The 24,635-nt window shown below is 62.0% G+C and carries 22 protein-coding genes and 2 pseudogenes; 9 read left to right on the top strand and 15 right to left on the bottom strand.

Features of this window, described 5'->3' with window-relative positions; genetic code table 11:
• Window positions 1-113: 113 nt before the first annotated feature.
• Both P8934_RS13905 and P8934_RS13900 read left to right on the top strand, forming a co-directional pair.
• Window positions 114-422 (top strand): annotated as a pseudogene (locus P8934_RS13905) (transposase); the annotation flags it as partial.
• Window positions 423-649: 227 nt separating this feature from the next.
• Window positions 650-751, top strand: a pseudogene (locus P8934_RS13900) (IS5/IS1182 family transposase); the annotation flags it as partial.
• 141 nt (window positions 752-892) lie between these two features.
• On the opposite strand, the gene P8934_RS13895 reads toward P8934_RS13900, so the two are convergent.
• The 8 genes from P8934_RS13895 to P8934_RS13860 all read right to left on the bottom strand — a co-directional run bounded on the left by P8934_RS13895 (window position 893) and on the right by P8934_RS13860 (window position 12,917).
• Complete coding sequence (locus P8934_RS13895; RefSeq protein ID WP_278031579.1) at window positions 893-1,702, bottom strand: hypothetical protein; 810 nt, start codon at window positions 1,700-1,702, stop codon at window positions 893-895.
• A 62-nt stretch (window positions 1,703-1,764) separates the two neighbouring features.
• Window positions 1,765-4,092: a hydantoinase B/oxoprolinase family protein gene (locus tag P8934_RS13890; protein WP_278031578.1), complete on the bottom strand. Its 2,328-nt coding sequence runs from the start codon at window positions 4,090-4,092 to the stop codon at window positions 1,765-1,767.
• The gene (locus P8934_RS13885; RefSeq protein WP_278031577.1) at window positions 4,073-6,274 is read right to left on the bottom strand and encodes a hydantoinase/oxoprolinase family protein; all 2,202 of its coding nucleotides are present in this window, start codon (window positions 6,272-6,274) and stop codon (window positions 4,073-4,075) included. The genes P8934_RS13890 and P8934_RS13885 overlap by 20 nt, the downstream gene beginning before the upstream one ends.
• A gap of 24 nt (window positions 6,275-6,298) precedes the next feature.
• Window positions 6,299-6,727, bottom strand: coding sequence for an acetone carboxylase subunit gamma (locus tag P8934_RS13880; protein ID WP_278031576.1), 429 nt, complete (start codon window positions 6,725-6,727; stop codon window positions 6,299-6,301).
• A gap of 51 nt (window positions 6,728-6,778) precedes the next feature.
• A complete protein-coding gene (locus P8934_RS13875) occupies window positions 6,779-8,698 on the bottom strand; it encodes a hydantoinase/oxoprolinase family protein (RefSeq protein WP_278031575.1) in 1,920 nt (639 codons plus the stop codon).
• A 564-nt stretch (window positions 8,699-9,262) separates the two neighbouring features.
• On the bottom strand, window positions 9,263-9,829 hold the full coding sequence (locus P8934_RS13870; protein WP_278031574.1) for a LuxR C-terminal-related transcriptional regulator: 567 nt from the start codon (window positions 9,827-9,829) through the stop codon (window positions 9,263-9,265).
• Between the two features lie 396 nt (window positions 9,830-10,225).
• Entirely contained in the window at window positions 10,226-11,386 is a 1,161-nt protein-coding gene (locus P8934_RS13865; RefSeq protein ID WP_278031573.1) for an acetyl-CoA acetyltransferase, read from the bottom strand.
• Between the two features lie 28 nt (window positions 11,387-11,414).
• Window positions 11,415-12,917: an AMP-binding protein gene (locus tag P8934_RS13860; RefSeq protein WP_278034045.1), complete on the bottom strand. Its 1,503-nt coding sequence runs from the start codon at window positions 12,915-12,917 to the stop codon at window positions 11,415-11,417.
• Between the two features lie 470 nt (window positions 12,918-13,387).
• On the opposite strand from P8934_RS13860, the gene P8934_RS13855 reads away from it, so the two are divergent.
• Window positions 13,388-13,687, top strand: a complete 300-nt coding sequence (locus P8934_RS13855) for a helix-turn-helix domain-containing protein (RefSeq protein ID WP_278031572.1) — start codon at window positions 13,388-13,390, stop codon at window positions 13,685-13,687.
• Between the two features lie 855 nt (window positions 13,688-14,542).
• Here the strand turns inward: P8934_RS13855 and P8934_RS13850 are convergent.
• Complete coding sequence (locus P8934_RS13850; protein WP_278031571.1) at window positions 14,543-15,232, bottom strand: pirin family protein; 690 nt, start codon at window positions 15,230-15,232, stop codon at window positions 14,543-14,545.
• 448 nt (window positions 15,233-15,680) lie between these two features.
• On the opposite strand from P8934_RS13850, the gene P8934_RS13845 reads away from it, so the two are divergent.
• On the top strand, window positions 15,681-16,139 hold the full coding sequence (locus tag P8934_RS13845; protein ID WP_278031570.1) for an SRPBCC family protein: 459 nt from the start codon (window positions 15,681-15,683) through the stop codon (window positions 16,137-16,139).
• 34 nt (window positions 16,140-16,173) lie between these two features.
• Complete coding sequence (locus P8934_RS13840) at window positions 16,174-16,629, top strand: PAS domain-containing protein (protein ID WP_278031569.1); 456 nt, start codon at window positions 16,174-16,176, stop codon at window positions 16,627-16,629.
• Between the two features lie 191 nt (window positions 16,630-16,820).
• On the opposite strand, the gene P8934_RS13835 is transcribed toward P8934_RS13840, so the two are convergent.
• Entirely contained in the window at window positions 16,821-16,988 is a 168-nt protein-coding gene (locus P8934_RS13835) for a hypothetical protein (protein ID WP_278031568.1), read from the bottom strand.
• A gap of 155 nt (window positions 16,989-17,143) precedes the next feature.
• On the opposite strand from P8934_RS13835, the gene P8934_RS13830 reads away from it, so the two are divergent.
• Complete coding sequence (locus P8934_RS13830; RefSeq protein ID WP_278031567.1) at window positions 17,144-18,046, top strand: LysR family transcriptional regulator; 903 nt, start codon at window positions 17,144-17,146, stop codon at window positions 18,044-18,046.
• 41 nt (window positions 18,047-18,087) lie between these two features.
• Here P8934_RS13830 and P8934_RS13825 read toward each other — a convergent pair whose 3' ends face one another.
• Window positions 18,088-18,405, bottom strand: coding sequence for a monooxygenase (locus tag P8934_RS13825; RefSeq protein WP_278031566.1), 318 nt, complete (start codon window positions 18,403-18,405; stop codon window positions 18,088-18,090).
• A gap of 285 nt (window positions 18,406-18,690) precedes the next feature.
• Here P8934_RS13825 and P8934_RS13820 point away from each other — a divergent pair, with 285 nt between their 5' ends.
• Window positions 18,691-19,860, top strand: coding sequence for an alpha-hydroxy acid oxidase (locus tag P8934_RS13820; RefSeq protein WP_278031565.1), 1,170 nt, complete (start codon window positions 18,691-18,693; stop codon window positions 19,858-19,860).
• A 65-nt stretch (window positions 19,861-19,925) separates the two neighbouring features.
• Here the strand turns inward: P8934_RS13820 and P8934_RS13815 are convergent, their stop codons facing one another.
• From P8934_RS13815 to P8934_RS13805, 3 genes are all read right to left on the bottom strand, one after another.
• A complete protein-coding gene (locus P8934_RS13815; protein WP_278031564.1) occupies window positions 19,926-20,399 on the bottom strand; it encodes a DUF427 domain-containing protein in 474 nt (157 codons plus the stop codon).
• A 203-nt stretch (window positions 20,400-20,602) separates the two neighbouring features.
• A complete protein-coding gene (locus P8934_RS13810; protein ID WP_278034044.1) occupies window positions 20,603-20,881 on the bottom strand; it encodes an EAL domain-containing protein in 279 nt (92 codons plus the stop codon).
• Between the two features lie 45 nt (window positions 20,882-20,926).
• Window positions 20,927-21,061 carry a hypothetical protein gene (locus P8934_RS13805; RefSeq protein ID WP_278031563.1) on the bottom strand — a complete coding sequence of 45 codons (135 nt, stop codon included), beginning with the start codon at window positions 21,059-21,061 and terminating at the stop codon, window positions 20,927-20,929.
• A 322-nt stretch (window positions 21,062-21,383) separates the two neighbouring features.
• Between P8934_RS13805 and P8934_RS13800 the strand changes: the two genes are divergently transcribed.
• Both P8934_RS13800 and P8934_RS13795 read left to right on the top strand, forming a co-directional pair.
• A complete protein-coding gene (locus P8934_RS13800; RefSeq protein WP_278031562.1) occupies window positions 21,384-21,872 on the top strand; it encodes a hypothetical protein in 489 nt (162 codons plus the stop codon).
• Window positions 21,869-23,089 (top strand): GGDEF domain-containing protein, encoded by a 1,221-nt coding sequence (locus P8934_RS13795; RefSeq protein WP_278031561.1) that lies wholly within the window; start codon window positions 21,869-21,871, stop codon window positions 23,087-23,089. The genes P8934_RS13800 and P8934_RS13795 overlap by 4 nt, the downstream gene beginning before the upstream one ends.
• A gap of 60 nt (window positions 23,090-23,149) precedes the next feature.
• Here P8934_RS13795 and sstT read toward each other — a convergent pair whose 3' ends face one another.
• Window positions 23,150-24,373: a serine/threonine transporter SstT gene (gene sstT, locus P8934_RS13790; RefSeq protein ID WP_278031560.1), complete on the bottom strand. Its 1,224-nt coding sequence runs from the start codon at window positions 24,371-24,373 to the stop codon at window positions 23,150-23,152.
• Between the last annotated feature and the right edge of the window lie 262 nt (window positions 24,374-24,635).

Below are 24,635 nucleotides of genomic sequence, written 5' to 3'. Positions count from 1 at the left end.
CAGTCCCGCTTGCGGCCGCTTCGGCGCCTGATCGCCCAACCCCCGGCCAGCAGGGCGCCTCGCGGCCACGTCGCTGCCTGACAGCCATCCTTCACCGCTCGCTGCCTGCCTCGATTGTCTGCGATAACGGCCCCAAGCTGACCAGCAAGGCGATGTTCTTTTGGGCGCGTGAGCGGAAAGTCACGCTGGCCTTCATCCAACCGGGCAAGCCGACGCAGAATGCCTTCATCGAGAGCTTCAACGGCAAATTCCGGGATGGCTGCCTCAATCAGCACTGGTTTCTGATCCTTGCCGATGCCCGGCATGAAATTGACCAATGGAGAGCCCATTACAACCATGTTAGACCGCACAACTCGCCGGGCTATATGCTGCCCGTCGCCTATGCCCAGCGGTGTGCATGCAGGGACGGTTTCACACACTAGATCAGGGGGAGGTCAGCATGGCGCTGTCATGCCTGATTTCAAGAAAAGTAGCGCAACGCTGAGCAATCAACGGGAGGCGGCTTAGCCAAGATAGGCCAAACAGGCGTCGAAGGCGGCTTTTTGGAATTGTGCTTGGCTGTGCCAGAACGCGAGGACTTCGGTATCGAAGGTGAATGCGTTGGAATCTTGCATGGTGTGAGTCCTCCTGAGTGGGACACTTACTATGAATCGGCACGTGCTATGACAAACTGGTCTGTAGCTTTCGCGCCATGGTACGCTTGGCTTGCATAGACCGCTGCTTGAGTTCCGACTTTTCGTACAAAACCTAGGGCGACCTCTACATTGAAGTCGCTGATGGTCATATTACTTGATAAGCCGCAAGCTTGATGGTCTGACGATGCCAGAGAAAATAGCCCGTTGGGGAGCCGTCTGTGGAATGGGCTAAATCGCGATCATTGAGCTTCCCTGCTTTACTTGAGCTTTTCCAGTTGATCCAACACTGTCTCCGGAATTGCAGTTTCGGGGATGTGCGTGACGTGGAAGTCGGCGGCAGATGGCAATGGTGCTGTCCCGGTCCAGAACTCGTCGGGGATGACAGTCCCCCGCAGCTCGGTATCGTTGATGCTCACAGCGTCTTCCCTACGCATGCCGGCGATAAGCCGGTAGTGCGCGGTCACATTGGTGATGGGTGTGTACGTGCTCAGGTCGACAGTCTCTGAAGGCTGTTTCCCGGTCAGGGGCCTGTCGTCGAGCAGCACCGCGGCGAACGGTAGCGCCGCCAGTGCGCGCATCCAGTCGGCGACGTATACGGAGGAGTTCTCCGCGTCGTCCGCGTCCAGGTCCTCCACTTGCGTCGAGCCCGAGAAGTGGTGGGTGGCGCACAACCACTGCATCGGTGACGGTATCTGCAACACCACCGCGCCCGATGCCATCGAGATGAGCGTCTGCGCAAGTTCTGTCGCCTTGCCCGCCAGATCTTTATCACCGAGCATCGTGCGCAACGCGTAGCCTGTTCGCTTCTTTGCAGCCATCGCAGTCTCCAGCGCAGGCATCTGCGACAGCTGATCTTCGTAGAAGTGGCCGAGGTCGAAAATTGCGAGGTCGGGTGCCAGCAGGCCTTGTGCCTGGTTGAAGAAGCGGGCATACGCGGTTGGGTCGCCCCAAGGGACGGCTTTGTTTCGAAGGAACACGGAGTGCGCGTAGTCGTGGTGGTCCATGAGCAGCGCGGTGGTGCGCCCCGACGGGGGGTTGGCAATCACGGAGACGAGATTGGCGTTCATCGGATGTCCTCGGGAGATGGGCGATGCCGCGCGGCAGAGTTCTCCGCACGGCATCGCAGGGGTCAGGATTTGTGCTGCACTTGTTCGCCGCACTTGGTCTCAAGTTCGTCGACGCGCTTGCTGAGCTCCTCTATCTTGAGTACCCGACGGTCCGGCATCATGATCAACGGCAAGTCCTCAAGCCGTCCGCGCACCCGCTCGGGCTCGCTCTTGCCCCAGTGCGTGGCGACCAGTTCCTCAGTGTCATCACCCCAGGACCCAAAGTACAGCAGATCCTTCGGCGGCTCCGGCGTGACGAACTCCGCAACAAACTCCTTATAGGGCTTGCCCCGCTTGAGCCGGTCCTGGCGCATCTGCGTCCGCAGCGCCGCGGTCTTGTCTTGGTCCACCACGAAAGTGTCCGGCTGGTACACCACTCCGTAAAGCTCGCGGGCTACCTTGTCCGAGATCCGGTCGAGCTGCAGGTCGCCCATAACGAGCTCGGGATCGCGCTCGAGGCTGTCGCCATAGCCACCGCCCGACCCCTGGCTGATCATGTACAGCTCGCCTTCTTTGGCAACGTCGAACTGTAGGCCCATGTGCGCAGTCTGGTAGTTGCCGCCTTCATAGGGCTGTTCGTTCATCACACGTTCCATCGAGAGGTCAAACTGCGTCGGGTCTTTGCGAATGATGTCGTAGATGTTGATGTTCTTGACCATCGCCAGCGGGTATGTGGGGCAGCCGTAGCCGCCGAACATGCCGGAGACTGACGAGAACTTCGCGCCGGAGGTGACGGTCATGAATCCCCAGGCCGGAGTGCCGCGGGACGCGACCATCATCTCGTAGCCCATGCCGCCGCGGTACTTGCCGAAACCCTGATTGTCGCGCACGATCCGCTTGCTGACGAGCTGCAGGAAGGGGACCTCCTCCTCCATCACTTCTTGCTCGGCGATGTCGGCCATAGCACAGAACAATGGCGCGACGCCGTCCTCGCCATCCCGGAATGCCTTGGCCCCACCCCCCATGCCGTTCAGGTCGGCGCACAAGTTGCCCACCTGCTCACCGTGCTGGGTAGTGCCGCCCCACAGAAAGTCATTGATCTGGTTGAACCAAGGAGCGATGACGTTCGAGTATTTGGTGGGCGCGGAGAACTGGATCTTGGCGTATAGGGTCTGCAGAGCCGAGAAGCCGCGGAACGAGGCTTGTAGCGACTGCCCCACCGGCGCATCGTAGCCGGCATCGGCCCAGCTATGCTCCTCGGAGATAACCTTGATGGGCGAGAGTGCGCCGGTGGTGCGCGGCAGGTCCGGCCACCAGTAAGACAGGATGGCCTGCGCAAAAAAAGCTTTCGTCGAGCCGAGCGGCGAGTTGATCGCCCGATTCAGAATCTCGGGCCCGGTGCCGGTAAGGTCGACAACCATCGAGTCGCCCTTGATGGTGATCTTGCACGCGAACTTTATTAGGATATTCTCTTTGAGTGTCGAGTCGACGAACTGGTTGAAGGAAACAGTGCCGTCAGGCAATTCCGAGATCCGGTGCCGCACCTCGGTCTCGACGTTCTCCACTGTCCTGCGCAGGGTCGCTATGAAGGCCGACTCGCCAACTTCTGCGATCAGGCGGTCAACGGTATCCATCACGCGTCGGACCGCGCCCATCTTGACCTTGATGTCGGCCAGCATCAGCTTGGGGTCCCGGGTCGAGTGTTGGAGGAATGTCAGCAAGTCGCGGCGCAGTTTGCCGCCCTCAACAATCTTGATAGGGGATGCCCGAAGGCCATCGTCGAACGGGGACTCCGAGCCCGACGGCATGCCGCCCGGCTCGCACGCGCCATTCTCCCCCTCATGAATAGTGGCGCCGACCCAGGCGATGATCCGCCCGTTCCGCATCACCGGCACCAGCATCGACTGGTCGGTGTTGTGCACCATCCCGAAGCGGGAGTCGTTGTGGAAGAAGCCATCTCCGGGGTTGATCCCAACAGTTGGCTCGTCCTTCCAGTTCTTCATAATGTAGCGGATCGGGTGGTGAAGCACCGCCGAGAAGGCGATAACGCCGCGGTTGGACATGTAGCTGACGTCGCCTTCCGCTGTGTAGACGGCAACGGAGAGGTCTGCCCATTTTGCACCGGGCGCCGCGCCCATGCTCTCGCACATCTCGAAGGCCTCGTCCAGCGCGCCGGCCAGACGCTTGCGGACACGGTCGGCCTCGATTGGGTCGGTCTGCGAGGACATGCAGTCTTCCTGGTGCGGGGTGCGCTCATGGATCCGGTGATCCCGCATGATCTCGGGGTCCGGCCCCAGGAACAGCGTCGTCTCGTCCATAAACTTGTCGACCCACTGCTGCTCTTGTTCGCTCAACTGCTGGGAGTCGCCATGCTTTGCGAACTGACCGTTGTCATTGTGCGATATTGTCATGAGCTTCGAGCTCCTTCCGAGAGAAATTTGGTTTGGTGCGCTGTGCGTCAGTCTTTGAGGTTTTGAGGAGCCAGACGGCTCCCTGGGTTGTCGGCTTCAAACGCCAACCCGGCTCGACCAGGTATGTCGTGCTCTCTGTGGTGACGATAGCGGGGCCGGGGATGACACGGTCGTGCTTGAGCGCGCTCTCGTCGTAGACGGGTGTCTGAACAGGCTCGGCGATGTCGGTGAAGTGCACCATCCTGTGCGAGACTTCCTGGGGAACCGTGCGGTCCTCGCCGATCTCGATCGAGTCGAACTTGACGACCTCCCCCTCGATGAAGGAGGCAACCCGCAGCGTCTGCACCCGGACGCCGGCCTCCGGCGCCTGCGTACCCTCGCCGTAGCGCTGGCCGAAGATCTCCGCGAAGGTCTTGATCAGATAGAGAACGTCCGCGACCCCGTCTACCCGGTTGATCTCGAAGGACACTGCTGTGGTCACGAGCTGATTGCCGTAGCGCATATCCATCTCGAGGCGATACTTGACGTCCTCAGCGTTGTAGCCCTGGCGCACCAAGTCCTCCGCGCCTTTCGCCTCGAGTTCCTCGATATAGCTGTTGAGCAGCTCATAGTCTTCATACAGGACGCGCTCGCGCGGCTCATAGAGCACGATGTACGCGCTGCGTTCGTGGATGTGCAGGGGCTTCATGTTGCCTGCACCTAGCGCGGAGAAAACCGACGCGAACGGGGGGAACAGGATCTTGCTAATCCCCGCCTTCGCCGCGATGCCGCAGGCATGTAGGGGGCCGTTGCCGCCATAGGCCAGCATCGTATAGTCCTCAACCAAGCCGCCGCGCGAGCGCAGCTCCTTCTCGATGCCAATCGCCATTTGCTCGTCGACGGTCCGCTTGATGACCTTCGCGACGTCGATAACATCTAGGTCGAGCTCGTCGCACAGCGTCTCCTCGATCGCGTGAACCGAGCGCTTTTTGTTCAACTTGATGTGGCCATTGGCGTAGTTCTCGGGGTCGAGATAGCACAGTATCAGGTCGGCGTCCGTGACGGTGACATCAAGGCCGCCGCGGTCGTAGCAGGCGGGACCGGGGTCTGAGCCGGCCGACTGTGGCCCGATCTGGACCGCGTTATGGATGCGGTCATAAGACGCGATCGAACCGCCGCCAGCGCCGAGTGTGTTGAGATGGATCATCGGCACCGAGACGAGCCAGCGGCCAATAGTGGGCTGGAAGTCGTAATGCCGGACGCCGCCCTCCGGCACGAGACCGATGTCGAATGACGTGCCGCCCATGTCCATTGAGACCACGTTGCCAATCCCAGTGGAATTGGAGAGGTGTTCCGCCCCGCCTACTCCCGCGATCGGTCCGGAGTGGATGGTCTGTAGCGCATCGGTGGAGTTCGGCTGCGCCATACCGCCGGAGTTGTGGATGACGAGCATCGGCTTCTCGTAGCCAGAGTTACGCAGGTTGTTGGCCAATTGGGTGAGGGCGTGGAACATCGTCTGGTGCAGGAAGGCATCCACGATCGTGGATGTGGCCCGTACGTACTCGCCCTTGCGTCCGGATACTTGATTACTGAGCAGCACCGGTATAGCGCCGAGCTGGTGTGAGGGATACTCCTCAAGGATGATCTCTAGGATCTGCTGCTCATGCGCAGGGTTCTCGGTGGCGTTGGTCAGCGCCACCACGATGGCCTCGGCACCGTTGTCGACCAGCTCGCGCACCTTCTTGCGCACGTCGTCTACCATGACCGGGACAAGGACCTCCCCGACGGAGTCCACCCGTTCCTTGATCGAGCGCACCAGGTGGCGTGGAACGAGTGGCTCCGGGCGCTGAGCGTCCGCCATGTCGCCCTGTTTGGTACCGTCCAGGCCCTCGCCGTAGCCGCGGCCGCGGGACAGGTGGATCGTGTCTTCGAAGCCATGTGTGACCAGTGCTGCGACTTTCGGCCCCTTACCCTCGATCAGGGCATTGGTGCCCAGGGTCGTCGCGTAGCGGACCGAATCGACCTCGTGCAGTGCCTTGTTGCGCGAGACGCCGGCCCGCTGGCACGCTAGGTCCAGGGCTTCGTTGAAGCCGAGGGCCAAGTTGTGGTGGGTGGTCAACGCCTTGGCCTCGACGTAGATGTCGTCCCAGACAAAGAAACAATCGCTAAAGGTCCCACCGATATCGACAGAAATACGTTTCATGCAAGTCTCCTCAATACCAGCCGGTCAGTGGTGGTGGTGGTGGTGGTGGCAGTGGCGGGCTTCGGAGATAGCGTTCTCACCGGGGCCGTAATTGACGAGCTCTTCGGGGTCACCTTCTCGGCTGGCCCACTGCTCACGCAGCGTGTCGATGTCCCAAAGCATATCGACGGTTGGCGGATGGCCGGGCGGTGTGTACTCGGTCTCGATCTGCGTGCCGCAGCCGGGGCAGTAGAACTCGAGGATGCGGCAGAATCTCGGATCCGGCGAAAACGTGTACTCGTACTTTTCCGGGTCCAGGATCGCCGGGTGGATCTCTCGGGGGTCTCGGTCGTACACCAAGGTCCCCTCCTTATAGTTGCCGCGGGCGTTGCCGAGATCGTGCTCGCATACCCTGCACAGCCACCGCTCGGAGGTCAGGTCAATCGCGAGGTATTCCGTCATCGGGATTCGCATGGTTTATGCACCTTCTTTTCGTCTAATTCTTTGGGGCGAACGGGCGAGCCGCTAGTGAGTGTCAGTGAGCAGGAGGTCGCCGGAGTTGGAGATTTCCAGCTCCCAGCCCGCGGGGACCCGTGCGGTGAAGAATTGGCCCTCCACGATGGCTGGACCGGCACCCGTCGCGCCAGGAACCTGTTGGTCGAGCAGATACACCGGTAGGTCCTCTACGACCTCGGCGGAAGTGCGCACTGCACGGGTTCCCGCCGACACCGCCGCTGACTTCGTCTCCGGGGATCCGCCCTTGACGATGGGGTGCGGCAGGTTTCGGGTTGCCCGCAGTGCCAGGGTCGTCTGTAGCCCACCTTCCGAGCGCACGTCCGCGGTGCTATCGAAGGCCTCCGACAACACTCGTCCGTCCGGATGATCCACCAGGTAGGACCAGTCCCGCGTACATTCGTCTATGTCGTAGCCCTCTTGGAACATGTCGCGCGTCGCCCAGCTCTCCATCTCGCCGGCAGCGGCCTCGATCTGTGTCTGGGACAGGTCAGTGACATTGCGCTCGTAGGCATGTGAGATGTTGGAGAAGCTGATGCCGAACGCTGAGAACACGGCGGCAAGCTTGGGGATCAGCACCTTTCGCACGCCTGCGATGCGCGCCGCCTCGCAGGCGCTCATCGGCCCGCCACCGCCGAACGCGGCCAGCGTCGTCGTCTCTGCGCTGTCCACCGAGGACGCGAAGGATTCCGAAACCTTGCGCGCGTATTCCGATGCCATCTCTATCAGCGCCTCCTCGACGGTGATCCCGAGTGGGTCGGCGATACTCTGCTGGATCACCGCGCGGGAGCGATCCTTGTCGAGGAACATCTCACCGTCGAGGTAGGTGTCAGGGTCGAGGACGCCGAGCAGGAGGTTGACGTCGGTGATCGTCGCCTGGGTGCCGCCGAAGCCGAAGCAAGCTGGACCTGGTGCCGCGCCGACGCTCTTCGGCCCGACGATGATCTGCCCGTCCTCCACGGCGATGATCGAGCTGCCACCCACCCCCGTGGAATGGACATCGCTCAGCTCGTAGGACACTGGGATGCCGTTAATCTCGCCGCGGCGCGCGGTCGCGATCTGGTGGTCCCGCACGATACCCACATCCGTAGTGGTTCCGCCGACGTCGATCATCAGCACGTGAGGCAATCCATAAGCCTGAGCCAGAGCCCGCGTACCCTCCAGGCCGCCGCGGGGGCCGGAGGAGTAAGTCTTGAGTGCGACAGATTTTGCGACTCTCGAGGATCCTCCGTCGTTGCGGTAGATCAGGAGCGGGTTCTTCACTTTGTGCGTGCGCAGTCGCTGCTCAGCGCTGTAGAGGAAGCGCTCCACAGTGGGATGCAGGAAGGAGTTGATGATGCCGGACCAGATTCGACGCGCCCGCACCTCATCTGCGGCGAACTCCCGGCTGAATAGCAAGGGGACGGAGCCCAGGAGGTGCCGCGGGAACCGCTCCAAGATGATACGCTTGAACATCTTCTCCCGTGCTTGGCTGCTAGCAGCGAGGACGAGCCGCTCGGCGCCTGCCGCAGTCAGACGGGTCACCTCTGCCACTAGCGCCGAGTTCAACTCGTCGCCGTCCAGCTCGCTAGGCACAATCGCGGTCCGGTCACCGACAATGTCGTCGAACAGCGACCACGACCTCGCGTCGAAGTGCAACTCGTCGAGGATGTCGGCGTCGTCCACGAGTAGGCCCAGCCTTGGCCCTTTGTGCTCGACCAGCGCGTTGGTGCCCTGCGTGGACGAGTACCGGATGTGCTGGGTCGAGTGGAGCAGCCCGGATAGGTTGGGCTCTCCGTATATGACCGTTGACGCCTTGGTCATCGCGTCGAATAGGCACTGGGACAGATCGACGGGCGTCGTCAAGGTTTTGGTAAACGCGAAGTCGGTGCCGCTGCCGACACAGATGTCGGTTAAGGTCCCGCCGTTGTCGATGTTGATTAATCGTTCCATCGAAACTCCTAAAGTTATAGTTGTAGATGGGGTTAAAGCAGAGTGATGGGGGCGCTCGATATTTTCCACAGCTTGGGACGCTTCCGACCACCCAGGACTCATTTTTACTGGAAACTTTTAGCCTATTCCTAAAATGTCTCCAGCGGGCTAAATAGTTATTATTCCTCCTCTGTTAAGTTTAATCGCATGGCGTGATATATAGCCTTCGTGTGACCCGAAGCCTGGCTATAGTTTTTCACCTCGCAGGGCCTGAAGTCTGTTAGTTGGTGTTCACTTTGCCAAAACAAAAGGCCCTTGATTCAAGGTAGTCGCGTTTCTTCCTCGCCACTATGCGTAGTACTACGTATAAGCCTAAGATATTCGTGTAGAAAGAGGTCTATGAAAGACATAATTCTTTAAAATCAGTTTTTTATTTCTCATTTAGGGCTGCGCTTTACTTCACCAAGCGGGCGGGGTTTCGATAGCGGGAGAGCCCCCCCCCCAGTGCATTGATTACTGTAACGCCCTGTAATAATTATTGAATCCTGAGATTAGCAAGGCGGGATCAGCATGGCGGACGCTTTACTATGCGTTAATCTGGATGATCTTAGAAACCAGCTCCGCCGTGTTACGGCAGCCTAGTTTTCCCATTATCTTCGCCCGATGAGCTTCCACTGTGCGATAAGATATCCCTAACACCCTTGCTACTTCCTTGCATGTATACCCATTGGCAATATACCCCGACACCTCCCGCTCCCGTATCGACAGGTTGTTTGATTTTTCCTGTTTTATACCGATCTTTGTGAACGTCCACACGGCAAGATCGAAGGGAGAGTCAAGTGTCAAGGTGTTTCCCTGGGTCCTGCACCAGAAGACCTCTCCCTCCTTGTTCTTCATGAAGCGCTCATCAATACATCGGTGCTCCTGGAGTAGATCCTTGTAGCGAAGTTCCCCGATTTTCACGTAATCCTCATAGGAGGGATATAGCATGTACGTAAGCTGCCCCAAGAGCTCGTCCTTCTCGTAGCCGAAAAGTTGGCAGAACGCGCTGTTGCACTCCATGACACGCCGATTCCTTGTCAAGACAATGGCGCAGGGGGCATTCTCAAATGCCATCGTCACCAACTTACCGGGCATCGCTATCGAGTTCATCTTTCCCTCCCACGATTTCAAGAGTGCAACATGTATACGCTACTGGCAGGTCCAGCCTGCCCTTCAATAGGAACCGCCGTGCCGATCATGTTCTCTGCCATGTCGCTGGCCAGGTGCTTGACCATCCCCGCCACTTGGCGCGGATCCACCAGCTTTCCGTAGGCTGCTTTTCCACCACGAGATCATTCACTGTTGGCTCGCGTGTCGATTCCAGCCTGGCCATCCCGGGCATTGATCTGGGCTCCCGGATGGCGTGGGCCACGATTGTGTGACCCGGGTTGGCAAAGGCCGTGCAGATCGCCTGGCCGATGCCACCGAGGGCGCCGGTGATAAGCACGGCCTGGATGCTGGCTGTGTCGTCATTGTGCTTTTAAGTTCCTGGCAAAGTGGTTGGCATTACGCGTCGCGAGTCAGGATGCTTGCATAGTTAGCGACTGCCATGCCGCCCATGTTGAAGACGGCCCCTAGCCTGGCTCCAGGGATTTGGCACCCTCCGGCTTGGTCGAGTAGCTGCCTGGCCGCCATGACATGCATGGATACCCCGGTGGCCCCAACGGGGTGTCCCTTGGCTTTGAGCCCGCCGGACGGGTTGACAGGAAGGCGGCCATCCTTCATAACCCAGCCTTCGTTGATGGCGCGCGCGCCCTCCCCATAGGCTGTCAGGCCCATGCTCTCGTAGATCATTAGCTCGGCAATAGTGAAGCAGTCGTGCACCTCCGCAAAGGAGAGGTCGTCAAGGGTGATCCCCGCTTCAACGAGGGCCTGCTGCCAAGCCCTGGATGCTCCCTCCAGCACGATGGGATCGCGCTTGCTCATAGGCATGTAGTCCGTCACCTGGGATATGCCCAGGAAGCGGACCCGCTGCGCCGCAGCCCGTGCCACATCCTCCGAGGCTAGGAGAATGGCGGCCGCGCCATCGGAAACCGGCGAACAATCAGTACGCCTCAGTGGCGCCGCCACGACGGGGTTCTTCTCCGAGATGTCATGGCAGAACTCCACTCCCAAGTCCTTCTTCAGTTGAGCATGGGGGTTATGCACGCCGTTGGCATGGTTCTTGGCGGCAACGCGCGCCAGTTCCAGCGATTTGTCGCCGTACGCCTGAAAGTAGGACTCGGCAACCTTAGCGAAAACCCCGGCGAAGCCGGCTTTCTCCCCTTGGGTCTCCGGCTGGTAGCTGGCTCCCAGCAGGCCTTTTCCGATCCGCCCTGCATCGGCATCTGTCATCTTCTCGACACCAATAACCAGTACTCTTTGTGCCCCCGCCTCGATCGAGTTGATACCCTGGTGGATAGCTGCCGATCCGCTTGCGCAGGCATTCTCCACCCGCGTGGTCGGTTTGAACCTCAAGGCCGGCTGCGAGTTGAGGATCAGCGAGGCGGGGAACTCCTGGTCACACATGCCGCTGTTGAAGTTGCCGACATAGACGGCATCAATGTCCTCTGCCGACACCCCAGACGACTCCAGTGCCTCGGCTGCGGCCTCGGCAATTAGCTCCTCGAGAGATTGTCCCAGTTTGCCGAAATGAGTGTGACCGGTACCGATAATGTGAGTCTTCACTGCTTTCTCCTCGTGGTTTATTGTTTTTCTACAACAGCTTGCGTAGCTCGGTCTTCAAGATTTTTCCATAGGCGTTTTTCGGCAGGTCATCCATGAAGACGTACTCCTTGGGCCGCTTGAACCTGGCCATGTTTTCTAAGCAAAAGCGGTCTAGATCGCCTTCAGAGACTTCTCTCGAGGCGACGACGAAGGCCACTACTACCTCACCCCAGTCCGCATCTCTCCGACCCACCACTGACACTTCTCTGACCCCCGTAAACTTCAGGAGAATCTCCTCCACTTCCCTGGGGTAGATATTGGTGCCGCCGCTGATGATCACGTCCTTCAATCGGTCGGTAAGATAGAGGAAACCATTCTCGTCAAGGTGCCCCACGTCGCCGGTATGCAGCCACCCATCGGCCAGGGCATTCCGCGAAGCTTCTTCCTTGCCCCAGTAGCCCTGCATGACGGTATCACCACGTACACAAACCTCACCATCTTGTCCTGTCGGTAGGAAACTGCTCTGCTCTCCCCTGATGGCGACCTCGAGCTGCGGATGGGGGTGACCCACCGGCAGTAATGGCGTGCTCTCTTCATCGATCTTCGTGATCTTTTCCTTCAGCGCCCTGTGTTGCTCCCTGCTAAGGTAGGTAATGGTCATGGGGCTCTCGCCCTGGCCATAGATCTGCACCAGGCGATAGCCAAACACATCGAGTGCCTCATTCAGATCCTTGGCATACATCGGACCACCGCCATAGGTGATGGTAGCGATGTTCTCGACGGTCAGGGGCTGATTATTAGCAGCCAGGTAGTCCAGCACCCGGCGCACCATAGTGGGCGCCAAGAACATTGAAATCCGCTCATATGCATTGACCGTGGCCACGAAGTTCTCAGGAGTGAACTTGACGGGGTCGGGAATCAGATTGGCCCCGCCCGCCATCAGGAAGGGCACCAGGTAGAGACCAGAGCCGTGGGACATCGGGGCAAAGTGGATGAGCTTGTGGGACTCGCTGACCGGTTCGATGCCAATGAGATAGCCGCTGGCCATGGAGGCCAGGTTGAGGTGCGTAAGCGTCGCCCCTTTGGGTTTGCCGGTCGTGCCGCTGGTATAGAAAATCCAGGCGGGATCCCGAGAATCCCGGTAACAGTGACGCTCAAGGGCATCCTGGAGTTCCCAATGGGGAACGGCCGATGACAGAGTCTCGACATCCTCAAGAAGATCGGCAACATCGGTCTGATTGGTAAAAACTACCCGAGCACCACTGTCAGACAGGATATACTGCACTTCTGATACAGTCAGTTTGTGGTTGATGGGAACCGCAACCATCCCCGCATACCAGATACCACACAAAAGCTCGATATATTCATACGAATTCGGGAGCAAAAGAGCAATACGATCGCCGGCTTCCAGGCCTTTTTTCTTCTGAAGAAAAGCCCCGAGTCTCCTTGCCTTCTCATCCAGGCTCGCATAAGTGTGGATGACTGAGAAGCCCACCTGCACTGCTGTCCTTTCGGGGAATTTTCCGGAATTTACTTCCAGATAGTTTGCCACATTCAAGGGGCCACTCCTGAATTACTTGTTATATTATATCAGGCTAGGGCGACGCCCTGCATAACGATATACGTAGTACTACTAGTACCCCTAGCCGGGTATTGCACCTGGCATGAAAGAGTTGGCTGAAAAACCCTTTATAATTCAAAGGCTTAGCCAAGAATTGGGCGGCATTGACGCCAGGGCAAAATGTGGTTTATCGCAGGCTGGCGTGATATCGAAGTGATCTTTGGAGGTGGCGAGATAGAGAAACGGCGGTAAATCCGAGTAAGCTGATATTCGCCAAAACGTCAGCCTACGGTCACCGCCGTTGCCATGGATGCTACCCGCTCCGCCTGTTCTGGAAAGGGTTCGTCGTCACCCACCACGAGTTTCTGGAACCTCAGACGCTGCGGCTCCAGCTGTGGCCCGATGAAAGGACCCTGTCTGTCTGCAGCGGCTGCGATCACGCCTGTTTCCTGGTGCATGACGTGCAACGCCGGCGTGCCCGCGAGGTGCCACTGCTGATCTACCGAGTGGTATGCGACGTCCCGGTGCGATGCTTGCGCTGCCCTGACTGCGGCCCGACACGGGAGCGCATCGACTGGTTGCCGGGACGCTCGACGGTCACCACCACGTTGCGCCAATGGGTAGAGCGTCTGGTCGCGTTGCTGCCGATCGGGCATATCGCCGACCTGGTCGGCTTTCACTGGCATACCGCCAAGGCCATCGACAAGCAGCGCCTGCAGTGCGACCTGCCGGCACCGGTCCAGACACGGCTACCCACCTGAAGGGAAGTCTTTACTGCACACGGCAAAGACTGAACACCAGCGTGTTGGAGGGCATGAACAACCGAATCATGGTCACCAAGCGGGTGGCCTACGGGTATCGTGACACGGCGTACTTCTTCGTGAAGACTCGCGCCGCCTCTCCGGGGCCGGCTCGTGCCTCGCCCGCCCCTCGACACCCGACGTGCCGGCTGACGCCCGCACGGCCATGAGCCCTTCACCTACCGGAAAGGCGTGCTGGAGCGGCTCCTGTTTCACAAGGACAGCCAGCTTCACGAACCCTTGCCGCAGTACTGGCAAACTCGCCCAGCCACGCGCCGGCGGTGTTCGACGGAGGCTTATGTTGGTTGCTGTTTGGTTGCTGATTGCGAGGAATCGGTGTGGTTAGTGGAAGCAGTGGAAATTTTCAACTGTCTGATTTTAAAAGATAACCGCATGGCAGGCGCGGTCCGTAATATTAGAAAAATTGCACTCATAATCCCTTGGTCGCTGGTTCGAGTCCAGCTGGGGCCCACCAACCTTTCCTGAGCGCATTCTGTCCATCTGCTGATAGCTCCATCAGCCTTTTGGTGTACCAGTTGTCTCTGCTGCTGGTGATCATTAGACGCCAGCGTGCCCGCGTCATGCCGACATATAGCAAGCGTGCCTCCCGTGCCTGCTTCTCCTCGTTGTTGTTCAGCGCCCCGAGATCCCAAAGCAGCACAGTGTCACATTAATCGGAGACGTACCCCCTTCCTGGCCGCGCCTTCGCCGATGCCGATATCGCCGCCTGGCGCACGCAGCAGGGTGATAGCCATGGGGGGCGGTAACGGGGCACTCACCTCCGTTACCGCCCCCCATTGCCACGCCGAATACCGTTCAGGCCAGGTCGAAGAGCAGGATCTCCGAGGCCTCAACACCAACCGCCTCGATGGTCTCTCCCGGCTGGAAGGCGGCGGCATCGCCGGCCGAGAGCCGCTGTCCGTTGATCTCGGCCTCGCCGCGTACCACGTGCAGCCAGGCGTGGCGCACCGCAGGCGTTGGCGCTCGCTCGCCGGCTTCGAACAGCCCGGCGTAGAGGTTGACGTCCTGGTTCACGCTCACCGAGCCATCACGCCCCTCCTGTGACACCACCAGCCGCCACTGCCCCTGGCGCTGCTCCGCGGGAAAGGCCTTCTGCTCGTAGTCGGGGGCGATGCCCCGCTCTTTCGGCTCGATCCAGATCTGCAGGAAGTGCAGCTCACGGTCGGGGGTGTTGTTGAACTCGCTGTGCAGCACGCCGTTGCCGGCCGACATGCGTTGCACATCGCCAGGGCGCATGACCGCGCCGTTGCCCATGCTGTCCCGATGGGCCATCTCGCCTTCCAGCACGTAGGAGAGGATCTCCATGTCCCGGTGGGGATGGGTGCCGAAGCCTTGGCCGCCCTGTACGCGATCCTCGTTGATCACCCGCAGCTTGCGAAAGCCCATGTGGTCCGGGTCGACGTAATCGGCAAACGAAAAGGTGTGACGAGACTTCAGCCAGCCGTGATCGGCGTAGCCGCGCTCGTTGGCGTGACGAATGATCATCTAAGTTTCCTCTATTGGGGGCAGCATGGCGGTGCTTTCAAGGTACCCCACCTTCATGGCACCAGCCACTGTCCCGCTCCGTCAACGGCGCGCTTGAGTCCTGCGCGGCGTTCATGCACGCCGCGAGACAGTCGTATGCAGATCTGTTGATGTGGCGATGTCGAATCCTCCGCCTAGGGGGGCGGGATGGAAACCATCGTGCGCGTCGCGTGAAGCCAACTGCTTGATCGGGATAAGGAGTGCGAGCGTTATCCCGGGCGCCGGACAGGCACCTGAGGGAGTGACCCGGCACTGGCACGGGAAAATGCTCCATGGAGCGCCTCCCGGAAAATACTGCTATCGTCAAGCTTGGCCGTGTTGGCAGCGAGGCTCGATGACGTTTCTCTTACGCCTATGCCCGTAGCGTTGCGAACTCTCGTAAACCGTCTTCATGGGAAGCGCCTGAACGATGGTAAAGTCCCAGTCCAGTACCCTGATTCGTTGCCCGGTGCCTGATGTGTATGGCTTCGTGGTGACCGACTTTGTCCGCAACTATCCGCGGTGGTCTCCTGAGGTCCAGAAGCTGACGCCCCTGAGCAGTGGGCCGCTGGCCGTCGGCTGGGCGGCCCGGCAGGTGAGAATCGACCAGGGGCGCCGTTCCGAGGCTGATTTCAGGGTTATCGCGCTCGAGCCTCAGCGCCGCGTGTGTTTCAAGGGCATCAAGGATCCATTCGTGATCAACTATTTTTTCGAACCGCAGCAGGACCAGACACGGCTGACCTTCAGTTTCGAGCTGGCGCGACTGAATTTTGCCATGCGGCCATTCGAGAAGCTCATTCGCGTGGCGGTCAAGGATGGAACGGAACGTGTCGTGCGCGACTTGAGGGCCCTGGTCGAACGGGAGCTCGGTCAGACAAGGACGGATTAATTCACCTGCATAGCGCCCTCGGCCTGGAGACACCATGCTATTCATTCCCGACAAAGACACCGGCATCATTCCGCATGTCCTGACTCAGATCCTGGACACCTGCGTGAATGGCGTAACCCTCTCCGATCCGGATCAGCCGGACTCTCCGATTGTCTATGCCAACACCATCTTTGAACAACTGACGGGCTACAGCCAGGAGGAAATCCTGGGGCGAAACTGTCGATTCCTTCAGGGTGAGGATCGCGATCAGCCGGCACTCGATGAGATCCGTGCCGCCCTCGAGGCGCATTCCCCCGTCGAGGTGACGCTGCGTAACTATCGCAAGGATGGGACACTTTTTCACAACCGGTTGTCGATTCAGCCGCTGCGTGATGCCTCGGGTCGCTTAATCTACTACCTCGGTGTGCAATACGATGTCAGTGAGCTCGTCAATGCCAGGGCCGAGATCGAGCGTCTTGAAAACATGTTGAAAGCGTCTTCAGAGGAGTGATCTCCCTCCGGTTGAGGTGCCCCTTTCGCTCTTGACGCTCCCGGATCGAACGAGTTTCGATCTCGAGGCCGGTAGTGACGCGCTAGCTGTTTCTTTGGTTGATTCCTGACTGTCCATGATGGACAACTTCCTTTCGCCCGATGGTCCGCCGAGCCTCTCGCTAGCCGGGGCCCGGCGGCTACCTGCTCGCCTCAATGTGTACGGTGATGGATGCGCTGCCGCCAGGCCTGCAGCCGGTTCTCGATGGACGCCATCAGCCCGAGTGGCGGCATGGCCGGCATGCAGAACCTCGGCATGGGCGGACGAGTGGCGCGCTCCTTGGTGGCGTCGAACTTGCGAGTAGAGTCGAGATGACGCATGGCGGTGCCTCCTCTGGCTGACCGCCAAAGAGGCGGTCAATGGGTCGGGTAAGAGGGCATGTGTAGCGACCTCGTGAACAGCATGGTTGATGGTCTTTGTTGAATCCAACGAAAAGGATTACATTGAGCTTTCAGAAATTCTGAAAGGTGTAGCCATGCCGTTCTCTTCCCCGACGGTGCATGCAGGCCCGCTGCCGCTGCTGGATCTCGAGGTGCTGCGGACCTTCTTGGCGATTGCCGAACACGGCAGCTTCACCCGTGCCGCGCGCGAGGTATCCCGCACGCCCTCTGCGCTGAGCATGCAGATCAAGCGGCTGGAAGAAACCCTGGGGCAGAGGCTGTTCGTGCGCGAGGCGCGCCAGGTGCGGCTGACCCGTGAGGGCGAGGTGCTGCTGGGCTATGCGCGGCGACTGCTCAAGCTCAACGAGGAGGCGGTGACGCGCTTCCTCGCTCCCCCGATGGAGGGCACGGTGCGCTTCGGCACCCCTGACGACCAGGGCGCGCGCATCCTGCCCGAGGTGCTGGCGCAGTTCGCTCGCACGCACCCGGCGGTGCAGGTCGATGTGATCGTCGGTGGCAGCGTGAGCATGCAACGCCGGCTGGAGGCTGGCGAGCTCGACCTCGTCCTGATGACCGCCGGAACCCCGGGGCAGATGGCGGCCGAGGGCGAGGTCGTGCATAGCGAGCCGCTGGTGTGGGCCGGTCGCGACGGTGGCGTGGCGGCCTGGCGCTCGCCGCTGCCCGTGGCCCTGGCGAGTCAGGGGTGGCCTTGGCGTGGCAGGGCGTTGTCGGCCCTCGACGCGATCGGCCGGGCGTATCGCATCGCCTACACCAGCGAGCACTGGGCCGGCCAGGAGGCCGCGATGCTCGCCGATATCGCCGTGGCACCCTTTCCCGTAAGCCTGGTGAAGTCGCCACTGCGTCAACTACCCCGCGAGGTCGGGTTGCCCGACCTGGGTGAGTACCATGTCGTGCTGGTACGCCGTGAGGGGGCGGGGGAGGCCAGCGAAGCGCTGGCCGGCCAGGTGATCAGGGCGTTTCGCGAGCTGCACCGCTAGCGTGCCCGGTGATCGGCTGGTCCGTGGCCGAGCGTCCCGTATCAGCTCCCGGTGCGTGCCAGCGGCCCGCCGTTGATCCGCGAGAGCGCTTCGTTGGTCTCGAGGATCTGTGCCTCGATGCCGGTCACTCCCATGCCTTCCAGCCGGGCGGTGTGCATCTGGCGGTAGGCCTCGGCGTCCTGCCGAGTGGCGAACAGGTAGACGCCGCCGGCCAGCTGGCGTTCGGCGTCCTCGGTCCAGATCTTCCACAGCAGGCCGGGTTCCGCGTTGATGGACTCGGCCAGCGGGGCGAGGGCCTCGGTCATCTCGTCGCCGAAGGGGCCGGGGAAGGGGAAGTGCACCTGCAGTATCACGGCCATGGGGCCTCCTGGTTGAACGTTGCGGGGTATCATCGGCGTGGCAGGCGTCCGTGCGACGGGCCGGCCATCGTCATGTGCATGCCGTCCATTCTGACAGATCAATGCGCGGGGGTGATGGTGTGGCCGACTCTCGCGGCGGTATGCGCCGCAGGTGGTACAGTGACCCGACCCGGGTTTTGACACACGCCGCTGCGGCGGGTCTGCCGGGTCGCACGGCCGGTCGGAGCTCGTCGGCTCGCGTGGCGAATCGACCGCGACGGGAATCCCCCATGTTCAGGAGAGCGCATGCCTGTCTATACCAATATCGAAGACCTGCGACGTCACTACGCCCGCCGCACCCCGAAGATGTTCTACGACTACGCCGAATCCGGCAGCTGGACGGAGCAGACGTTTCGGGAAAACAGCAGTGACTTCCAGCACATCCACCTCAAGCAGCGGGTGGCCGTCGACATGTCCGGGCGCACCACGCAAAGCCAGATGATCGGCGAAGAGGTGGCCATGCCGGTGGCGCTGGCACCGGTGGGGCTCACGGGCATGCAGTCTGCCGACGGCGAGATCAAGGCGGCACGGGCGGCCGAGGCGTTCGGCGTGCCGTTCACGCTCTCGACCATGTCGATCTGCTCGATCGAGGACGTGGCCGAGCACACCACCCGGCCGTTCTGGTTTCAGGTCTACACCCTCAAGGACGACGACTTCATGCGTCGCCTGTTCGAGCGCGCCAAGGCCGCCCAGTGTTCCGCGGTTGTCGTCACGGTCGATCTGCAGGTGCTGGGCCAACGCCACAAGGACATCAAGAACGGGCTATCCGCTCCCCCCAAGCTGACCGCGCGCTCGATCGCCAACATGGCGACCAAGATACCCTGGGGGCTGGAAATGCTGGGCACCAAGCGCCGCTCGTTCGGCAATATCGTCGGCCATGCCAAGGGTGTGAGCGATCCGTCGTCACTCTCCACCTGGACGGCGGAAGCGTTCGATGTGTCACTGGATTGGCAGCGTATCGCCCAGTTCAAGAAATGGTGGGGCGGGAAGCTGATCGTCAAGGGCATCATGACGCCGGAGGATGCACGGCGCGCGGTGGAGGTCGGGGTCGATGCGATCATCGTCTCCAACCACGGGGGGCGCCAGCTGGACGGTGCCCTCAGCTCCATCCGCATGCTGCCATCGATCATCGAGGCGGTGGGCGACCAGGTCGAGGTCCACTTCGATTCGGGCATTCGCTCCGGCCAGGATGCGCTGAAGGCGCTGGCGCTGGGGGCCAAGGGCACGTATATCGGCCGCGCCTTCACTTATGGCCTGGGTGCCGCCGGAGAGGCGGGCGTGACCAAGGCACTCGAGATCATCCACAAGGAGCTGGATACGACCATGGCTCTGTGTGGCGAGACCGATGTCAAGAACCTGGGGACGCACAACCTCTACGTACCGCAGGGCTTTGCTGATCCCACCGTCAAGCTCTGACAGCGACCGGACGGGGCGAGCGTGGCCCGCTCGGGTGAATGGCGCAAGCGCTGCACGCGGCGGGGTCACCAGTGGCGCGTTCCGGGCGCGCCCTTGATCTGGCCCCTGAGGTTGGGTGTGACCCAGCCGCCATAGAAATCCCCCGGCTGGGGAAGCACCTCGATGTCCCCGACCAGGCAGCGCTGCATGCGGGCCGCGTAAAAGGCCAGGTAGCCGGCAATCGGCGCAAAGGGTCCGCTGGGGTGTTCGTAACACCAGGCGGCGCGTCGTACTAGGTGTCGCTCGCCTTTCACGTCAAAATACCGCGCGACCCCCTTCCATTCACAAACGCTGCTGTCGGTGACCGCGTGCAGCACGTCTGCTACGTCGTCGGGCGGGAAATAGTAGCTTGGGGCGTGATGGGTTTCGAGAACGCGATAGCCCCGCGTTGTCTGGGCAATCTGCCTGTCATCCAGATAGATCGTCAGTGGCTCGGTAACCGGTTCTAGTCGCGGAGGGCGCGGATACGCCTGCACATTCTCTATTGGCAATGATGTCATGATCGGCCTCAAGGAATCGGGTCAGCACTTAGGCATTGAAGACAATGTGAGCAAGCCCGGTCACCAAGGAAAATCCAAGCTGCTTCTTGAGCCGCGGCTGGCCACAACAGTGCCCTTGCCACTGCGGCCTGCCAGCCTTCGACCCTACGCCGCGCCATGAATTCGCATGCCCGGTGATACGGGGGCCTTCGCCTGTGTCTCCGTCAGCGATCAGTATCACCTGCCATGTCGTTGTTTCGGCATGGAGGCTGAGCGGTAGAAGAGCAGGGGAGGTCGAGCATCTCCTCGGGAACCGGCCGGCCAAACAGGAAGCCCTGAAAGCCCGTGCACCCTCTGGCCCTGAGCCACTCGAACTGGGCATCGGTTGCCACGCCTTCGGCGATTACCGCCAGTCCCAGGTTCTCGGCGAGTGTCAGGGTGGTCTCGACGATGGCGGCGTCGGCCGGGCTATGCACAACGCCCGAGGTGAAGCTGCGGTCGATCTTCAGCTGGTAATAGAGAAGCAGTTCCCGACGCTCCAGGGAGCGCTACAGCTCGCCGAGGATGCCGCCTGGCGCCTGGTTCTCGTCCAGCATCAGCTTGGGGGGATTGTGATAGATGCCCACCCGTAGCGTCTCGTCTGCCTGGGCCAGTCCACAGAACAGGGTGGCGCAGAGCATCACGGGGCTGAGTCGCCAGCAACGCGGGAATCCAGGAAGGGGTATCCGTTCTCCTGTCCGGGGGCGTGTTGTAGTGCCTTTCCTTTATAGCAGAAATGAGTGCTGCACCCCGAGGCATATTCCATCTTCAGCGCCCCTGACGACGTCTCCAGCAAGGCCTGGTCAAGGTCTGGTTAATCAGGCGTTGGTGGGTTAGTGTCGCAAAATGTGGACACCGGACGGGGCTTTGGCGATAGTCGCGCCCCATCCGGGTCGCGTTCCCGGTCAGGCGAGCCGCTTGAGACGGTGGCCATCCCATATCGTCCATCCCGTCACGGGAGTTTCCATGCGTGTTATTTCCTTTCCCGGTCGTGTCTGGTGCCTGGTCGGCTGGCTGCTGATGGCTGCTTGCGCGGCGGCGCTCGCCGACGGCGCCGCCCCGGTGCTGACCCTGACCGAGGGCACCGAGTCCCGCGAGCTGACCCTCGAGCAGGTCGAGGCAACCGGCCTCGATGCGGTGGAGATGCGCCACCCGGAAGGGCCCGAGGGCACCTTCGCCGGGGTCTGGCTGGATGACTTTCTCGCCGCCCAGGGCCTCGAGGAGGCACGCCGCATCAGGTTCATCGCCCTGGACGGCTACACGACCTTCCTCACCCCGGCGCAGCGACGGGAGAAGCGCTACCTGCTGGTCACGCGCCTCGATGGCGAGCCCGTCGGCGAGGCGTCGCTGGGCCCCTTGATGCTGGTGGTGCCCGAGGACGCCGCGGCCGCGCGGGAGGGCAGCGTGCCGATGACGCGCTGGATCTGGGCGATCAGCGAGATCAGCGCGAGATGAGGGCGGCCTCCACCCGAGGCCTGGGGATGCGCCTGGTGCTGGCGTTCAGCCTAATCGCCATGCTCTGCGCCGTGGCGATCGCCTACTACGTCACCCAGGCGCGCCAGCAGCTGGGGGCCGACTACACGGCGCTGGTCACCGACGTCGTCAGGGCCCAGCAGGACCCCGCCGCCATGCGCATGACCCTGGATAGCCTGATCGACCGTCCGGACCACATCCACCTGGAGCAGATCCACGAGCTGCTGTGGCGCATTCCCCGGCGCATCGAGGGCATCCGGCTTCAGCTGCGCCGCAGCGAGCTCGCGCCCGCCAGCTATGACGCACTGCTCGACGAGCTGACCCATGTGGAGTCACGGCTGCCCGCCCTGGAAGCCGCCGTCGACGCCGCCGCCGAGGAGGGGCTCGACGCGCGGGGCGGCGAGGCCATCCTGGCCCTGGGCCTGGACATAGAGGAGGGGCTGGCCTGGGCCTACAGCGAACTCAACGAACTGCTCCACCGGGCCTCGGCCGAGCAGCGCCAGCTGATGGAGCGCCTGGCGCTGGCCGTGGCGGTACTGCTACTTCTGCTGCTGGTGGCGATCGCCGCGGTGATGCGCATGCTGTTCCATCTGCATCGCCAGCGCGAGACCATGCGCCTGCAGAGCCGGACCGATGACCTGACCGCCCTCGGCAATCGCCGCTGGCTGCGCGAGGCGGCGGGGGAGGCGTTCGAGCGGCGTCGACGCCACGGTTCACCGCTGAGCCTGATGCTGCTGGACCTGGACCACTTCAAGCGGATCAACGACGCCTACGGCCACCCGATCGGCGACGCGGTGCTGGTCGACTTTGCCCGCATCCTGGAGCGGCAGGTACGGCGGGTCGACAGGGTGGCGCGCATGGGGGGCGAGGAGTTCGCGATCCTGATGCCCGACAGCGACCTCGCGGGCGCCGAGGCCCTGGCCGAGCGGATCCTGCGTGCGACCCGGGCGATGCCGCTGCCCGGGCCGGCCGCCGAGCACCGGCTGACGGTGAGCATCGGGGTGGTCGAGGCCGAAGAGGAAAGGAGCTTCGACCGCCTCTACAGCCGGGCCGACCAGCTGCTCTACCGGGCCAAGGCGGATGGTCGCGACCGGGCCGTGGCCGGCCACGCGGCGCCCCCTCCCACTGGCAGCGGGGTGGCCGTCCACCAAGATGCAGGCATCGCGCAGCACGCCTGTGAGGGCGACTCCCGCCGCTGACCCGCTGCACGACGTGCTGCGCCGGCCCCGTCTTCTTGTCGACGGGCCGGCGCAGTTGCGTCAGGCCTGGCGGCGCTCCTCGCCGCGGCAGGCGGCCGCGGTGAACAGCACGTCGGTGGAGGAGTTCAGCGCCGTCTCGGTGGCGTCCTGCACCACGCTGATCACGAAGCCGATCGCCACCACCTGCATGGCCACCTCGGTGGAGATGCCGAAGAGGCTGGCGGCCATGGGAATCAGCAGCAGCGAGCCGCCGGCCACGCCGGAGACCCCGCAGGCCGCCAGCGCGGAGACGACGCACAGCAGCAGGGCGGTGGGGAAGTCGACGCTGATGCCCAGGGTGTGGGCGGCGGCCAGGGTGATCACCGAGATGGTGATGGCCGCCCCGGCCATGTTGACGGTGGCGCCCAGCGGGATCGAGATGGCGTAGGTGTCGGCATCCAGCTTCAGGCGCTTGCACAGCTCCAGGTTGACCGGGATGTTGGCCGCGGAGCTGCGCGTGAAGAAGGCGGTGATGGCGCTGCCGCGCAGGCAGGTGAAGACCAGCGGGTAGGGGTTCCGGCGGGTCTGCCAGTAGACGATCAGCGGGTTGGTGACCAGCGCCACGAACAGCATGCAGCCGACGATCACCGCCAGCAGGCGGCCGTAGTCGAGCAGGGCGCCCAGGCCGGATTCGGCCAGGGTGGCGGCCACCAGGCCGAAGATGCCCAGCGGCGCGAAGCGGATCACGATCCTGACGATGTTCGACACCGCCTCGGAGAGGTCGCCGAGCAGGGTGCGGGTGGTCTCGCTGGCCTGGCGCAGCATCAGGCCGAGGCCGATCGCCCAGGCCAGGATGGCGATGAAGTTGGCCTCCATCAGCGCGGTGACCGGGTTGCTGACGGCGTTGAGCAGCAGGTCGCGGAGGATCTCCACGATGCTGCCCGGCGGGTTGCCGCTGACCTCGGGCATCTCCAGCGTCAGGGTGGTGGGGAAGGCGAAGCTCGCCACCACGGCCACCAGCGCGGCGACCAGGGTGCCGATCACGTAGAGCACCAGCACCGAGCGGATATGGGTCGGCTGGCCCTGGCGATGACCGGCGATGGCCGCTGCCACCAGCACGAACACCAGGATCGGCGCGACCGCCTTGAGGGCGGAGATGAACAGCTGGCCGAGCAGCGAGACCGACTCGGCGGAGGCCGGCGAGAGGGTGGCGAGCAGGATGCCGCAGGCGATGCCGATGGCGATCTGGGGGATCAGCCCCAGGCGAAGCAGCGGGCGGCTGAGGGCGTGCACGGTGGCGAACATGGAGAGTCTCTCGGGGTTGTCATGGGCGGGCAGGCGCCACCTGCGGGGCGCTCGACGGTCTAGCCGGGGCGCGGGTGGGCGCCGGGTCGAGCCGGACGAGTCACCCCGGGCGGGTAGCCCGGGGCAGGGGCGTCTGCGGTGCGCGCGGGATTCTAGCAATGTTCGCGACCCGGTTGGATGGTTTTTCTGTCTTCTTGAGAAAAGATAGAGATCATTGCTGTTTTGATGGGCTTGCTCAGCATGCCATCCGTGCGATCAGCAG

Origin of the sequence: Halomonas sp. CKK8, from assembly GCF_029625235.1 — a bacterium.
In the GTDB taxonomy this organism is placed as follows: Bacteria; Pseudomonadota; Gammaproteobacteria; order Pseudomonadales; family Halomonadaceae; genus Halomonas; species Halomonas ventosae.
This window is presented reverse-complemented; position numbering and strand designations above follow the sequence as displayed.

What these genes read in the sequence shown, in the direction of transcription:
- P8934_RS13895 (WP_278031579.1), bottom strand. Translation starts at nt 1,702, where the DNA reads ATGAACGCCAATCTCGTCTCCGTGATTGCCAACCCCCCGTCGGGGCGC.
- P8934_RS13890 (WP_278031578.1), bottom strand. Translation starts at nt 4,092, where the DNA reads ATGACAATATCGCACAATGACAACGGTCAGTTCGCAAAGCATGGCGAC.
- P8934_RS13885 (WP_278031577.1), bottom strand. Translation starts at nt 6,274, where the DNA reads ATGAAACGTATTTCTGTCGATATCGGTGGGACCTTTAGCGATTGTTTC.
- P8934_RS13880 (WP_278031576.1), bottom strand. Translation starts at nt 6,727, where the DNA reads ATGCGAATCCCGATGACGGAATACCTCGCGATTGACCTGACCTCCGAG.
- P8934_RS13875 (WP_278031575.1), bottom strand. Translation starts at nt 8,698, where the DNA reads ATGGAACGATTAATCAACATCGACAACGGCGGGACCTTAACCGACATC.
- P8934_RS13870 (WP_278031574.1), bottom strand. Translation starts at nt 9,829, where the DNA reads ATGAACTCGATAGCGATGCCCGGTAAGTTGGTGACGATGGCATTTGAG.
- P8934_RS13850 (WP_278031571.1), bottom strand. Translation starts at nt 15,232, where the DNA reads ATGATCATTCGTCACGCCAACGAGCGCGGCTACGCCGATCACGGCTGG.
- P8934_RS13845 (WP_278031570.1), top strand. Translation starts at nt 15,681, where the DNA reads ATGGTAAAGTCCCAGTCCAGTACCCTGATTCGTTGCCCGGTGCCTGAT.
- P8934_RS13840 (WP_278031569.1), top strand. Translation starts at nt 16,174, where the DNA reads ATGCTATTCATTCCCGACAAAGACACCGGCATCATTCCGCATGTCCTG.
- P8934_RS13835 (WP_278031568.1), bottom strand. Translation starts at nt 16,988, where the DNA reads ATGCGTCATCTCGACTCTACTCGCAAGTTCGACGCCACCAAGGAGCGC.
- P8934_RS13830 (WP_278031567.1), top strand. Translation starts at nt 17,144, where the DNA reads ATGCCGTTCTCTTCCCCGACGGTGCATGCAGGCCCGCTGCCGCTGCTG.
- P8934_RS13825 (WP_278031566.1), bottom strand. Translation starts at nt 18,405, where the DNA reads ATGGCCGTGATACTGCAGGTGCACTTCCCCTTCCCCGGCCCCTTCGGC.
- P8934_RS13820 (WP_278031565.1), top strand. Translation starts at nt 18,691, where the DNA reads ATGCCTGTCTATACCAATATCGAAGACCTGCGACGTCACTACGCCCGC.
- P8934_RS13815 (WP_278031564.1), bottom strand. Translation starts at nt 20,399, where the DNA reads ATGACATCATTGCCAATAGAGAATGTGCAGGCGTATCCGCGCCCTCCG.
- P8934_RS13800 (WP_278031562.1), top strand. Translation starts at nt 21,384, where the DNA reads ATGCGTGTTATTTCCTTTCCCGGTCGTGTCTGGTGCCTGGTCGGCTGG.
- P8934_RS13795 (WP_278031561.1), top strand. Translation starts at nt 21,869, where the DNA reads ATGAGGGCGGCCTCCACCCGAGGCCTGGGGATGCGCCTGGTGCTGGCG.
- sstT (WP_278031560.1), bottom strand. Translation starts at nt 24,373, where the DNA reads ATGTTCGCCACCGTGCACGCCCTCAGCCGCCCGCTGCTTCGCCTGGGG.